Origin of the sequence: Streptomyces sp. 8L (assembly GCF_020176795.1) — a bacterium.
GTDB lineage: Bacteria > Actinomycetota > Actinomycetes > Streptomycetales > Streptomycetaceae > Streptomyces.
On sequence record NZ_JAIUKE010000173.1, the window covers coordinates 1 to 10,498 of the forward strand.

9 protein-coding genes and 1 pseudogene are annotated in these 10,498 nt (G+C 63.8%); 4 read left to right on the plus strand and 6 right to left on the minus strand.

Annotated features, from left to right (window positions below; genetic code table 11):
• From LCE31_RS16210 to LCE31_RS16220, 3 genes are all read left to right on the plus strand, one after another.
• Window positions 1-110: SEC-C metal-binding domain-containing protein (locus LCE31_RS16210; protein ID WP_225014981.1), on the plus strand; the 110-nt coding region annotated here is incomplete at its 5' end.
• A 268-nt stretch (window positions 111-378) separates the two neighbouring features.
• Window positions 379-1,320, plus strand: coding sequence for a NaeI family type II restriction endonuclease (locus LCE31_RS16215; protein ID WP_225014973.1), 942 nt, complete (start codon window positions 379-381; stop codon window positions 1,318-1,320).
• A 36-nt stretch (window positions 1,321-1,356) separates the two neighbouring features.
• Window positions 1,357-1,803: a very short patch repair endonuclease gene (locus tag LCE31_RS16220; protein ID WP_225014974.1), complete on the plus strand. Its 447-nt coding sequence runs from the start codon at window positions 1,357-1,359 to the stop codon at window positions 1,801-1,803.
• Here LCE31_RS16220 and LCE31_RS16225 read toward each other — a convergent pair.
• Entirely contained in the window at window positions 1,750-2,994 is a 1,245-nt protein-coding gene (locus LCE31_RS16225; RefSeq protein ID WP_225014975.1) for a DNA cytosine methyltransferase, read from the minus strand. The genes LCE31_RS16220 and LCE31_RS16225 overlap by 54 nt on opposite strands.
• Window positions 2,995-3,083: 89 nt before the next feature.
• Entirely contained in the window at window positions 3,084-3,794 is a 711-nt protein-coding gene (locus tag LCE31_RS16230) for an HNH endonuclease (protein WP_225014976.1), read from the minus strand.
• Window positions 3,795-3,942: 148 nt separating this feature from the next.
• On the opposite strand from LCE31_RS16230, the gene LCE31_RS16235 reads away from it, so the two are divergent.
• Window positions 3,943-4,995, plus strand: a complete 1,053-nt coding sequence (locus LCE31_RS16235; RefSeq protein WP_225014977.1) for a DNA cytosine methyltransferase — start codon at window positions 3,943-3,945, stop codon at window positions 4,993-4,995.
• Window positions 4,996-5,153: 158 nt separating this feature from the next.
• Here LCE31_RS16235 and LCE31_RS41235 read toward each other — a convergent pair.
• The 4 genes and pseudogenes from LCE31_RS41235 to LCE31_RS16255 all read right to left on the minus strand — a co-directional run.
• A pseudogene (locus LCE31_RS41235) lies at window positions 5,154-5,315 on the minus strand (protein NO VEIN domain-containing protein); the annotation flags it as partial.
• Between the two features lie 352 nt (window positions 5,316-5,667).
• Window positions 5,668-7,500 carry a DEAD/DEAH box helicase gene (locus LCE31_RS16245; protein ID WP_225014978.1) on the minus strand — a complete coding sequence of 611 codons (1,833 nt, stop codon included), beginning with the start codon at window positions 7,498-7,500 and terminating at the stop codon, window positions 5,668-5,670.
• A complete protein-coding gene (locus LCE31_RS16250; protein WP_225014979.1) occupies window positions 7,497-8,909 on the minus strand; it encodes a transcriptional regulator in 1,413 nt (470 codons plus the stop codon). The genes LCE31_RS16245 and LCE31_RS16250 overlap by 4 nt, the downstream gene beginning before the upstream one ends.
• Before the next feature lie 101 nt (window positions 8,910-9,010).
• Complete coding sequence (locus tag LCE31_RS16255; protein ID WP_225014980.1) at window positions 9,011-9,694, minus strand: hypothetical protein; 684 nt, start codon at window positions 9,692-9,694, stop codon at window positions 9,011-9,013.
• Window positions 9,695-10,498: the final 804 nt, after the last annotated feature.

Genomic DNA, 10,498 nt, shown 5'->3' on the forward strand with positions numbered 1-10,498 from the left:
CCACCACCCTGGCCGCCCGCGGCCGCGCCACCCCCTGGCCGCCCCCGCGCAACGCCACCTGCTGGTGCGGCTCGGGCAAGCCCTACCGCTCCTGCCACGGCGCGACCTGACGCAGGACGCGCGGCCCGGCCCCCCCCCCCCCCGCGCCCGGGGGGGCCCCGGGGGGGGGGGGGGGGGCGGCCCCCCGCCGGGGGGGGGGGGGTGGGGCGTTTGGGGCCGCCACCCGACGCCCCACGGCGCCGGGGCGGCCCCGTGTCATTGATTCCACGTCTCCCAAGCGCCGGCATGGCTCTGTACCATCGTTGCCGCACAACTCCGCGGCCACAATAGGGCGGTCCTGCACAGAAGCTGGCATAGCAATAGGGGGAATTTCGGCAAATGGCCCATCTTGTTCTGCAGAAGCCTGGGGAGACCTGCACGAACACGGACACCGGCGAGCACATACTCATGGCTCCAACCGATGACCTGGAGCTCCAGAGCGTTTGCGATTGGTTCCGTAACTATCCCGTTGCGGACCTGTACACGGAAGCCATCAGAAATTCGATCGACTATGTCCTCGATGGCGGAAGAACCGGACGTTTCGATCTGATGTCCCCGGAAGTTCACCCGGGGGAGCGGGCATCCGTAGGCGCAAAACTGGAATATGAGGTCCTGCGCGCCTTCGACCTCCAGAAGGCAAAACCGCTTGACACTCTGATCGTCAACGCACCCGTCGACATCAAAGCGACCGTTGGCAGTAATTGGGCGATTCCCACTGAAGCTCACTGCAAACTTTGCCTGTGCACTCAGATACAGCTCAAGAAGAACAGGCATCGTACATGGCTCGTACGGGCCCATCGTTCCTGGCTTTACCGCGGAAAAGGAAACAAGGACGGGAAGCGCGGGCTGGCAGTGGAAGCGCGTGACCTCTGGAGCGTGCCGCTCTACGACTGGAGCGCGCTCCCCGTCAATCCTCTGCGCTACCTAACGGAGGACCAGGCAAATGAAGTTCTGGCCAAACGCCCCGGCCAGGTCAAGCGGCTACTCAGGATGTTCGAATACCTGGAGGGCCATGTAATTCCACGGAACACCATCCTCACCGTCGGCGCAGGAAAAGACGACCCTATTCGGCGGGCTCGTGAAGCCCGAGAGCCCGCAGCGCGTGAAGGGCGTATCCTCCTATGTGGCGACTGGGTAGAGTCACGGGACATCGCAGCAGCCAGGGGATTCACTCTGCGCCCTGGAGAGTGGCTAGCCCTCGATGCGGACAAGGTGCACGAGGACTACAATCTCTCATCGACACCAACCAACCTACCGAACGCAGGGAATCAACTCTTTTGACTGAGCTATTCCTGCGCCGCCAGAGGAAGCGCAACGGTGCCTGAACCAGAAGCCTGGACGCCACCAGAAGGATCATGGGCATCCTCTGCCGCGAGGCGGAGGAATATGCAAGCCATTCGAAGCCGTGACACCACTCCAGAACAATTGATCCGGAGGCTGGTGCATGCGCGTGGCCTTCGTTACCGAGTAGCCGCAAAACCACTGCCCGATCTGCGCCGGACAGCTGACATGGTTTTCCGTCCCGCAAAGGTCGCAGTGTTCATCGATGGCTGCTATTGGCACGGCTGCCCTGAGCACTACGTCGCCCCAAAGACAAATCCCGGTTACTGGTCGGAGAAAGTCGCAAGGAACATTGCCCGCGATCGGGATACCAATCAGCGCCTACTAGACGCTGATTGGCTTGTCCTGCGCTTCTGGGAGCATGAGGCATCAGACGCTTGCGCTCTCCAGATAATCAGCGCGGTCCGCGACCGCCGGAGCTGATTCGACCAGATGGTCGACCAGTTTGAGCTGGGCCGCCTTAGCCGATTCTGCCTTCTCCTTTGCCGCCAGAAGAAGCTGGAGGATCTGCTTTCCTACCGCCTTAGCTACAGGAGGCGGGAAGGCATTTCCCACCTGCCGATATTGAGCTGTCTTTCCCCCTGAAAACTTCCACTCGGGGGAGAATCCCTGAATGATTGCCGCTTGCTTGACGGTAAGCATTGGGCCAGCGGCGCCCAGGAGATCCCTCTCCTGACTCCTCTTCGCTACGCATACTTCGTGCTGGTTAGCCACGCCAAGCCCTGAAACACCAAGCTGCTCCCAAGCGGCTTTGGCACGGCTTGGACCTAGATCTGCACCACCGTGCTTCTTGGAACCCCCGACAAGAGTGGGTGCAATCCCTCCATTTCCGCCATCCTTTTCTGCTTGCGCTTTCGCTTTGCCCCTCCAGCGCTTGAGAGCTTCGGCGTACTCCTCACCCTCAAATTTCCCGTATCGATCCGCCATGCTCTCATCAAGCGCCTCGGCCACGCTCACAGGAGACGGAGAAGTTGGTTCCGGCCAGCGAAACTCCAAATCACCAAGAATATCACGTCGAATCGCGACAAGAATGGCCCGAGGGCGAAGCTGCGGCACTCGGAATTTGCTAGCTTCAAGAACTTCCCATCCGCATACTTTATAACCTAGGCTATCCGGAGCCGCTTCATCCAGGCGCCCCCCCAACGTAGTTTCGATCAACCGCCTGTAGTCGTCGAACTTCGGGTCCATGATCCCGCGCACGTTTTCAATCATCACCGCTTTAGGGCGCAATTTATCCACGAGCCTAAGCATCACCGGGAAGAGATCCCGTTCGTCGTTCTCGCCGAGCTGCTTGCCGGCGTGCGAAAATGGTGGGCACGGGACACCACCCGCCAGAAGATCCAGGGATTCTGAGTTCGATTCTGCATCCAGCCCGAGAGCCTTTAGCTGCGGGGAGTCCCAGTAATCTTTGACATCCATCTCAACAACAATTTCGCGCGGGTCACCCCATTCTTTGCTTCTTTCTTTAATATTCTCGCGCAAAGTCGCACAGGCATGCTTGTCGATTTCCACCAGGGCGAGGTGCCGGAACCCTGCTTGGTGCAGGCCAGCAGCCTGCCCACCGGCCCCGGCGCAGATCTCGATCGAGCTCAGCACGCGTTCGCTGGAACCCACGACTCCTCCTGGTGTAGCTGATGCAGGAGCCAAGTGTCGCATCTACCAGACCAAGGAATCACGCTGCACGACAGGTTCGTCTGCCGTGCCTAGCTCTCCAGCAGCTTCCATAGGTCTCGCTTGACCTCGTCACGTACCGCAGCCGGAAGCTGCCTGTACATCCCCCAAGCCCGCTCCGCGGGACTCAGCGGACGGACGTCGCCTACCATCCAGGCAAGCAACTCCCTCTTATATCGGAGAGGAAGCTGCCCTACACGGTCCCAGACCTGCTCCCGAGTCATCTGAACGCCTGTCAGGTTCCTCACACTCTCATTGCACCGCGCACACTCCGTGATGAGCTCTTCCGGACTTGACCCACTCCCCGACGCATGCGGCCTGATGTGACCGAGTGTGAGTCTGGCGTGCGATCCAGGATCATCCGGGTAAGCCTCAGCTGCCCCGACGCCGCACCGACGGCACATATGCCCGTCGCGCTCGTAGACGAAGCGGCGGGTCTTAGCGCTGATTTGGCGCAGCCCGGCGGCCCGGTGCTCCCGCTCCCAGATGGGCAGTCCCATCTTTTCGAGATACAGCCGATCCGGCGCCAGGCTCGGCATGTCCCGGTTCGTCCTGATAATCCAGCCCGCCGGCCGCAGATCGCGCATACGACGGTCAACTTGTTCGGCACCAGTAATCGCGGTACGGAGCTCCGCCTTCGAAAAAGTCCCCCCCAACCCGACCTCATCGCGAAGCCAGAGCGCTACCCGCACCCTCGCGCCCAGCCCAAGATCACGCCAGTCGGGATCGTCGGCTACTGACATCAACGTCACACTCCTTCGAATCTGCATGCGAGGTATGAGCACTTCGAGTGACGAGACTAGCTTGCCGCCACTTGCCGCGGCAAGTGGCGGCAAGCTGTCGTCCAGGCCGATGCCCACCGGCCGCAGGCAGAAACGAAGAGGATTCCTAATGGTGACCAGGCATGACATCCCGAGGCTCACATGTGTCGAGGTCTGCGCCGGGGCCGGAGGGCAAGCGCTCGGACTCGAACGAGCCAGCTTCGCTCACACGGCTCTTGTCGAGACCGATTCCGACGCTGTCACTACGCTCCGCCGCAACCGCCCCTCTTGGGAGGTCATTCACGCGGATGTCCGCGGCCTCACCACTGACCAGCTGCGCAACAAGGACCAAGAGGTCTCGCTCCTAGCTGCTGGCGTGCCCTGCCCGCCGTTCTCACTGGCCGGAAAGCAACTCGGGGCAGCCGACGAGCGCGACCTCTTCCCCGAGGTGCTGAGGCTTGCAGGAGAGCTTCGTCCGAGAGCCGTCCTCGTAGAGAACGTCAAGGGCATCCTGCAGAGCAGATTCACGGCGTACCGACTGACGGTGCTCCGGCGCCTTGCCGTTCTCGGTTATCACACCGACTGGCAGCTGCTGCGCGCCTGCGACTACGGCGTAGCCCAGCTGCGCCCCCGTGCCGTTCTCGTGGCCCTGCGCCCCGCAGCCTTCGCCGGCTTCCGCTGGCCCGCACCCACTGCCTGCGAGAAGACGGCCCCTCCGGTAGGCAATGTGCTCTACGAGTCCATGGCCGCACGAGGTTGGGAACTCGCCTCCTCCTGGGCCGACGGCGCTGCCCGTATCGCACCGACGCTGTGCGGTGGCTCGCGTAAGCACGGCGGGGCGGACCTCGGCCCCTCCCGGGCCCGGCAGGAGTGGGCTCGGATGGGCGTGAACGGCTCAAGCCTTGCCGATGAGCCGCCGGGTCCCGGCGACCCCTTGCCGGTACGCCTCACCGTCCCGCAAATGGCTCTCCTCCAGGGCTTTCCTGCCGACTGGAGATTCGCTGGAGGCAAGACGTCGGCCTACAGACAGGTCGGGAACGCATTTCCGCCTCCGGTGGCCGAAGCCGTCGGCCGCAGCATCGCGGATGCGCTCCTGTCCACAGATGTCCCCAGTGCTTCAGCTCTCATTCCCCAGACAGACCTCTTCGGCATCACTGAGGCGGACATGAACGCACCAGCGTGAGAAAGGCAGATGCCCGGCATCAGTACTGCCGGCGGCACAACAAGCCGGGCTGGCTCCCACCGCGCATTCACTGACTGATCACTTGGGACGACTGAGCTCAGCCATTCCCGGCACACCGTGGCAACGCTCAGCGCGTCTCTCTCCGCCCCAACGAGCACCGCGATCATGGACCATTGCATATCTGTCCGCATGACCTCGTACTCGTGACGTGTGAGGTGGACTGTCAGACGTGTCGGGTCGGTCGTGGACTTGACCTCTAAGTGCATCGCGGGCGATGCCGGTGAGGCGATCTCGATGTCGTAGCCAAAAGCATCCGAGATGGCTCATACATGCCGGACCCCAGGAACACAAGCACGCCTGAGCAGCGTGAACAGGGCCAATTCGCCGACAGCTCCGGTCCTCGCCTTGGCATCCGCTGTCTTCTGGTCTCACACGACACGCGGCACGGCTGCGGCCTCCAGCGAGTCAGCGACTTCATCGGCACCCACGGACACAGTTGGGTGCCTACCCCCATCGACCAGATCCATCCTCCTGAGCCATGCCAGGGCGTCGGCGTACTGGTGCGGGGTGAGATCCCCGTACCGCGGGTGATGGGTGAACAGCACCCGGACGTGTGGAATATCCGCAAAACGCAGATGCATCAGCCAGCGAAGGGCCGCCGTGCGTGTGCCCTCACCGGCCAGGGACAACATTGACGTGCTCCAGGAAGGCCCTGACGTCGCCCATGTCCATTCCGGCCGCGGCGGACGGCTCTTCCTCAAGGTCGGCCAGTTGCTGCACCGCTGGATCGTCGAGTATCCGGCCCATGAACTCAAGTTTCTGCTCAAGCCGCATCGCCACCACCTCATCGATGGTCCCCTCGGCAGCCAGGACAGTCACGCGTGTATCCGTGCCCGGCGCCAGGCCCAGCCGGTGGATACGGTCAAGGCTCTGCAGAAACCGGCCGGCCATGAAGTCGCGGTCCACGAAGACCGCGTCATGACAGACCTGGTGCAGGCTGATGCCCTCGCCGAGCGTGGCCGGGTTAGACAGCAGGACATGACAGTCCGGTTCCTCACGGAAGCGCCGCAGCTGTTCCTCGCGATCAGGGGTACCGCCGTGCACCACAGCCGGCCGGTAGGCCGAGAACATGCGCTCCAGCGTCGTAAGACTGCGCACGAACGTCGTCCAGACCAGGGTTTTCCGGCCCAGGGCCGCGTTCTCTCCGACGATCTTCACCGCTTCCTTGTACTTGGGCGAGAGCTCGTGATCAGGCAGCCGCCTCATGAGCGAGAACAGCGATTCGTTCTGCGGCACTTCGAGCGGCGGAACCTGGTACACCAATGGTTCGTAGCGGCTGGCGCCCTCCACTAGGAGAGCCGGGCTGGTCGCTGCCATGAGGAGGCGCAGCATGGCCTTGCCGAGTGCGTCGAAGTCCGACCTCACCGCCTCAGCGCGAGCCGAGAAACGCCCTACCAGCGCGTCGTAGATCTCGCGGTGCAGCGGTTGCATCTGCAGGTATCTGATGCGTGGCTGGAAGGGTGGCAGACCTAGTTCGTTCTTTGTCGTCCGGGTGAACAGCGGCCGGAGCACAGCGCTCGCGTGCGCCAGGTCCCCTCCGTCGACAGCCTGGGCGACAACGCGACGGCCATGCCCAGGCCACACGAAGGCCAGGAGACTCTCCAGGTCCCGGGCTCCGTTAGGTGCTGGCGTGCCGGTCAGGATGAGACGCCGTCGGCTCAGAGGGCCAAGAGCCATGCAGGCACTGCCGTAGGTCCCGCGCGTACCGAGCTTCATCCGGTGTGCTTCATCAAGAATGACCATGGACGGCACCGCCCGGAGCCACGAGGCGAGCAAGGGCAGCATCCTGTCCAGCCGCTCGTAGTTGACGATGAGGATCTCAGCAGTCACATCCGGACTCTTATCCGTCACCACCGTCACCGGTGGCTCCTTGAAGCAGTGCTCACTTTCGTAGAGCCAGGACTCATAGGCAGACTTCGGGCTGACTACCAGAAGCCGCCGGGCATGCTCTCGTTCGCGCATCGCCGCATACACCGCGAGGCCGACACGTGTCTTCCCCGCTCCCGGCACACTGAAGTTAGCGCCATGCTGCATCGAGAGCAGATGAGCGATGTCCCGCTTCTGGAAGCCCGTGAGTTCGGCGCACCAGTCGCCTCCGAGCGCCTCCATGACCGCCACGTCATTGAAGTCTTGACCAGCCTGGGGTCCTTGCTTGAGCCGCTGCTCTGCTTTGTCCGTGTCATCAAGGACATCACCCACCAGAGCCATGAGCTCTGGTTCCCACTCGACCGAGTCCGCGAAAGGCCATCCAGCGAGTTCGTCAACCCCGGTCAGGAAATCATCGAGTGTGACCTCAAGGGAGAGCGGCCCCCGCTGACCGGCAGCTGGGAAGCGGGCCGCCAGAGCCGTCAGTTCGGAGCGGCATGATTCATCGGCGCGGAGCAGCGCTTTGGTCCGCGTCACGTCGAAGCCCAGGCGCAGTGACGGTGTCCCCGGCTCTGTCACGACGCCTCCGGCTGGAGCGCGCTCAGCAGCCAGGCAACGCCGTCACCAGGCACGTCAATGCCTTTGGCGGCGGCACGGGCCAGCCCTCCCAGGCTTGTCTTCAGCTTGAGAACGGCCTCTTCGAGGGCCTCCTCGTCCAGGCTGTTGGAAGCCCGTGCGAGCGTCATGTCCGTGACGCACTGATCGATGTCACTGCACGCATCGTGAATCCGGTCAGGAGCGGCCTGTTTCCGCTTTCGCACCCGCGCATCCTTACCTGCCGGCTCCAACGCCTCCTCGACCACATCATGAGCCTGCTTGAAGAGGGCGCTGGCCTTGTCGAACTCAGCCACAGGGACCTTATCCGCAGCGCGCATGACAGCCTTCGCCCGGAGAACCACATCGGTCAGCGCCCGAGCGGACGCCACCGACGGCACCGCCTTCACCGTACGGTTCAGACCCGGAATCCTGCGCTCGGACTCCTGGGCAGGGACAGCTGCGAGGCCCTGTGGCAAACGCTGCTCCAGGTAGCGCGAGCGGAACTCCGACTCGATGAGCCGCAGGTCCGTCTTGGAGAACTCCAGCACGATCGCGGCGAGGCGGTTCTCCTTCAGCAGGTCCGCTGCCTCCTTGTTGATCTTGGATGCCTTGGTGTAAGCCCGGAAGAGCTCCCGGAGCTTCTCCTGGGCATCTTCGAAGTCCATCAGACGCAGCTGCACGCCGCCCGACTTCGAACGCTCGGCGAGGTCGCGCAGGCAGGCCAGCACCCAGAGATCCTGCTCGGCTGTCGTGGTCCTGATCCTGAACTCCCGGGCGATATCGGCGAGATCCCGGCCGGCAGAGAGCTCTTCGTCGATGGTCAGGATCTGGTTGATGTACGAGTACTCGCGGCGCGTGTCATGCCGCAGCTGGAGGGACAGCTCAACTTTGTTGATGTCATCCCAGGTGCAGGACTCGGGCAGAACACCGACCCGGATGTTCCCCACGGCGAGCTCCCGCAGAGCGACCGCACGCGTATTGCCGTTGACGAGAACGCCTTCGCGGGTGATGAGCCCGGGCTCGTTCTGCCTGAAGTCCTTCAGGCTCTGCTTGAGCTCCTCGAAGTCCTTGTCACGCCTGGACGGGTCAGAGGGCTCGGCTTGCAGCAGGTGCGCAAGGTATGCCTGGCTCCCAGACTTCCACGGGTCCTCGTCCAGGAGCTTGTCCTGGGCAGGGTCGTAGGTACGTTGTGCCCGGACCCGGTGGGTACCAGGGTTGTAGTAGAGCGAGTCCAGAGGCATGTCGATCACACTGACCACCAGCGGCTTGGTACGCCACTCAATGGTCAGGGTCTCCTGGAGGCCGGCCCCCTCGGCGGCCTCCTTGAGACGCCGCTCCACGATCTCCCGGTTTGCTTCAGCGAGCGGCGGCGAACCGAGTTCGCTAGCCATGTGTGTACTCCTCAAATCCTTGGTGGGTGCACAGGTGCGTGCGTTGTGCTGCCGGGCGGCGAGCCGGGCCTGCGGCCCGGCTGTCCTCAGCTGAGGCCAGTTCAGTCAGCCAAGCCCGAGAGAGCCTCCGCGACCTTAGCCCTCGACTCGGCGGGCAGCGTGCGGTAGTCCGCCCAGATCCGTTCGACGGTGCTGAACTCACGCTTGTCTTCGGACACCCAGCCGGCGAGCATCTTCCGCTCCAGGCTTCCCAGGCCCTTGATCCCGGCAAGAAGCCCGCCCAGGTCCGCTGCCTGACCGCGCCCGCCGACGCGGCAGCGGTTGCACTCCGCCACCAGCTCAGTCTTCTCGCCGCCGGACGGTTGCTTCACCGTACGGCGGGCGATGTCCAGCTGCGCCGACTCATAGGAGCCGGCGTACATCTCCCCCGGAGCAATCCCGCAGGACCGGCACAGGTGACCGTCCCTCGCGAGCACCTCACGCCGCTGGGTCTGGGTCAGCGCGGTACTGGTCTTCGTGGCCTTCCCCGGCTCCCAGACGGGCACACCAGCCTTCACGAAGCGCTGCTCGTTCGGTCCCAGCGTCAGGTCCTCCCGCTGGGTGTCGATCCGCCAGCCGTGGTCGCGGAGGTCGCGCACCCGCCTGTCGGCCTGAGCGACGCCCGGAAACGCCTCCTTAATGTCTTCCTTGGTGAAGGTGCTCCCCTCACCGACGACCGCCACGAGCCACAGAGCGGCGCGCTTCATGGTGCCGAGGCTGGAATCCGTCCACGACGGCTGAGTCATCGAGTCCCCTTACATGCGAGAAAGCACTGCTGCGCAGGCTGCGCCAGACCGGCCGATCCGGTTCTGGTGTGCATCCAGGTTTACTTGTGTGCCTGCGGTTACGCCAGCGAAAACGGCGTTTCGAGGGGCAAGCGAAAACTCCAATGTCTTTCGCATGAAGGGGTACTGACGGAGAATCGTGGGTGCTCCTCCGCGTTCCCGTTCATCTTTCCAGGAGACCCGTTGACAGCCGAAGTGCCTCACAGATGGAAAGAGCTTCCCCCTGGCACCAGCGAGCCGAAGCGCAGGTTCTTGACTGCCCTCCGACGACTACGGGAGTGCAGCGACCGGAAACAGGAGGACATCGCCAAACGGGCACACCAGGCGGCATCGACGCTCTCGAACCATCTGAACGGCGGCCGGGTGCCCGACCCCCCGCTCCTGAAGGGCTTCTACGACGTAGTCCGAGGCGATGCCGAGGAGCAGGACAGGTCTATGCCCTACACGCTGGCTGAGATGTTCGCGCTGCGGGAGGCAGCAGCGAAGAAGCACTGCGACTGCTGTGAGGTGGGCTATCCGACCGATGCAGCACCGCAGCGACGTCAGCACCAGTCGCCGGCCTCCCGCGCCGCCCGGCTGGCCCGCCGTCGGCAGAGGCTCCTTCGCCGCGGGCCCAACGCCACACCATTTTCCGGCGCCCCGGAACAGACAGGGGCGCCGGGGCCCCCCACAACAAGGGGGCCGCCCCCCGAAGACCCCAAACACCCCGGCCGGGGGGGAAGAACCCATAGGCAGGGCGCGGGGGGGGGAGGGCCGGGGCGGGGG

Coding starts and splice junctions, on each gene's coding strand:
- LCE31_RS16215 (WP_225014973.1), top strand. CDS start 379: ATGGCCCATCTTGTTCTGCAGAAGCCTGGGGAGACCTGCACGAACACG.
- LCE31_RS16230 (WP_225014976.1), bottom strand. CDS start 3,794: ATGTCAGTAGCCGACGATCCCGACTGGCGTGATCTTGGGCTGGGCGCG.
- LCE31_RS16235 (WP_225014977.1), top strand. CDS start 3,943: ATGGTGACCAGGCATGACATCCCGAGGCTCACATGTGTCGAGGTCTGC.
- LCE31_RS16250 (WP_225014979.1), bottom strand. CDS start 8,909: ATGGCTAGCGAACTCGGTTCGCCGCCGCTCGCTGAAGCAAACCGGGAG.
- LCE31_RS16255 (WP_225014980.1), bottom strand. CDS start 9,694: ATGACTCAGCCGTCGTGGACGGATTCCAGCCTCGGCACCATGAAGCGC.